At 58.7% G+C, this 2,702-nt stretch carries 2 protein-coding genes; both read right to left on the reverse strand.

The genetic code is table 11. From position 1 onward, the window contains the following. Nucleotides 1-1,291: 4-hydroxy-3-polyprenylbenzoate decarboxylase (gene ubiD / locus ACRESJ_RS19765; RefSeq protein WP_431759396.1), on the reverse strand; the 1,291-nt coding region annotated here is incomplete at its 3' end. 140 nt (nucleotides 1,292-1,431) lie between these two features. Next, nucleotides 1,432-2,691 (reverse strand): transcription termination factor Rho, encoded by a 1,260-nt coding sequence (gene rho / locus ACRESJ_RS19770; protein ID WP_003206716.1) that lies wholly within the window; start codon nucleotides 2,689-2,691, stop codon nucleotides 1,432-1,434. Nucleotides 2,692-2,702 lie beyond the last annotated feature (11 nt).

A 2,702-nucleotide genomic window follows, 5' to 3' on the forward strand; every position in this document is an offset into this window, starting at 1 on the left:
GCGTATTTTCGATCATCACCGTGTCGCGCTTGGGGTCCATGCGCGTGGTAATGGCCCAGATCACGTCGTTCCAGTCCCGCGCGTTGATGTCGTCGTCGGTGACGATAACGAACTTGGTGTACATGAATTGTCGCAAAAACGACCAGACACCGAGCATTACCCGCTTGGCATGGCCCGGATACGACTTCTTCATGGTCACGACGGCCATGCGGTACGAGCAGCCTTCGGGCGGCAGGTAGAAGTCGGTGATCTCAGGGAACTGCTTCTGCAGAATCGGCACGAACACTTCGTTCAGCGCCACGCCGAGAATCGCCGGCTCATCCGGTGGACGTCCGGTGTAGGTGCTGTGGTAGATCGGTTTGATTCGATGGGTGATGCGCTCGACGGTAAACACCGGGAAGCTGTCGACTTCGTTGTAGTAACCGGTGTGATCGCCGTACGGACCTTCATCGGCCATTTCGCCTGGATGAATCACGCCTTCAAGGATGATTTCGGCGGTGGCCGGCACTTGCAGATCATTGCCGCGACACTTCACCAGTTCGGTACGGTTGCCACGCAACAGGCCAGCGAAGGCGTACTCGGAAAGACTGTCGGGCACCGGTGTCACGGCGCCAAGGATGGTCGCAGGGTCGGCGCCCAAGGCCACGGCCACGGGGAACGGCTGACCCGGATGCTTCTCGCACCACTCACGATAATCCAGCGCACCGCCACGGTGACTCAGCCAGCGCATGATGACCTTATTGCGGCCAATCACTTGCTGACGGTAAATACCGAGGTTCTGGCGATCCTTGTTCGGGCCTTTGGTGACGGTCAGGCCCCAAGTGATCAGCGGGGCGACGTCGCCCGGCCAGCAGGTCTGGACCGGCAGCGTCGAGAGGTCGACGTCATCGCCTTCAATGACCACCTCCTGGCAAATCGCATCTTTGACGACCTTCGGCGCCATCGAGATGATCTTGCGGAAAATTGGCAGCTTGGACCAGGCATCCTTGAGCCCTTTCGGCGGCTCGGGCTCCTTGAGGAACGCCAGCAACTTACCGATCTCGCGCAGTTCGCTGACGGCTTCGGCGCCCATCCCCAACGCAACGCGCTCGGGAGTGCCGAACAGGTTGCCGAGCACGGGAATGTCATAACCCGTAGGCTTTTCGAATAGCAGGGCCGGGCCTTTGGCGCGCAAGGTGCGGTCGCAGACCTCGGTCATTTCGAGCACTGGGGACACCGGAATCTGGATGCGCTTTAGTTCGCCGCGCTGTTCCAGCCCGCTGATAAAGTCGCGCAAGTCGCGATACTGCATGCGTGAGCCTCGTGTTGGCCGTGGCGTTCGGGGCAGGCAGTTTAGCGCCGAACCTTTCGGTTCAGAACCACGAACTGCCGCCTGATCAAAAAACAGATAGCAAAAAGCCGGGTTTCCCCGGCTTTTTGTGCCTGCTCGACTTACTTGCGTTTCATCGACAGGAAGAACTCATCGTTGGTCTTGGTCGTTTTCAACTTGTCGACCAGGAACTCGATGGCAGCGACCTCGTCCATCGGGTGCAGCAGCTTGCGCAGAATCCACATGCGCTGCAACTCGTCGTCGGCAGTCAGCAACTCTTCGCGGCGGGTACCGGAGCGGTTGATGTTGATGGCCGGGAAGACGCGTTTTTCAGCGATACGGCGATCCAGAGGCAGTTCCATGTTGCCGGTGCCTTTGAACTCCTCGTAGATCACTTCGTCCATCTTCGAACCGGTTTCAACCAGCGCGGTGGCGATGATGGTCAGCGAGCCGCCTTCTTCGATGTTCCGCGCGGCGCCGAAGAAACGCTTCGGTTTCTCCAGGGCGTGGGCATCGACACCACCGGTCAATACCTTGCCGGAGCTCGGGATCACGGTGTTGTAGGCACGGGCCAGACGGGTGATGGAGTCGAGCAGGATCACCACGTCTTTCTTGTGTTCGACCAGGCGCTTGGCCTTCTCGATCACCATTTCGGCAACCTGCACGTGACGGGTTGGTGGCTCGTCGAACGTCGAGGCAACCACTTCGCCGCGCACGGTGCGCTGCATTTCGGTTACTTCTTCCGGACGCTCGTCGATCAGCAACACGATCAGATGAACTTCAGGGTTGTTACGCGCGATGTTCGCGGCGATGTTCTGCAGCATGATCGTTTTACCGGCTTTGGGCGGTGCAACGATCAGACCGCGCTGGCCTTTACCGATCGGGGCGCACAGGTCGATAACACGACCGGTCAAGTCTTCGGTGGAACCGTTACCGGCTTCCATCTTCATGCGCACAGTCGGGAACAGCGGGGTCAGGTTCTCGAAGAGAATCTTGTTCTTCGCGTTTTCCGGACGGTCGAAGTTGATGGTGTCGACCTTGAGCAGTGCGAAATAACGCTCGCCTTCCTTAGGAGGGCGGATCTTGCCAACGATGGTGTCACCGGTGCGCAAGTTGAAGCGACGGATCTGGCTCGGCGAGACGTAGATATCGTCCGGGCCGGCGAGATAGGAGGCGTCTGCAGAGCGGAGGAAGCCGAAGCCGTCCTGGAGAATCTCCAGCACGCCATCACCGGAGATTTCCTCGCCGCTTTTCGCGTGCTTTTTCAGCAGGGAGAAAATCACGTCCTGCTTGCGCGAACGGGCCATATTTTCTATGCCCATCTGTTCGGCCAATTCGAGCAGTTCGGTAATCGGCTTTTGCTTGAGTTCAGTCAGATTCATATAGGAATGAC

Source organism: Pseudomonas sp. (genome assembly GCF_050739655.1).
GTDB lineage: Bacteria > Pseudomonadota > Gammaproteobacteria > Pseudomonadales > Pseudomonadaceae > Aquipseudomonas.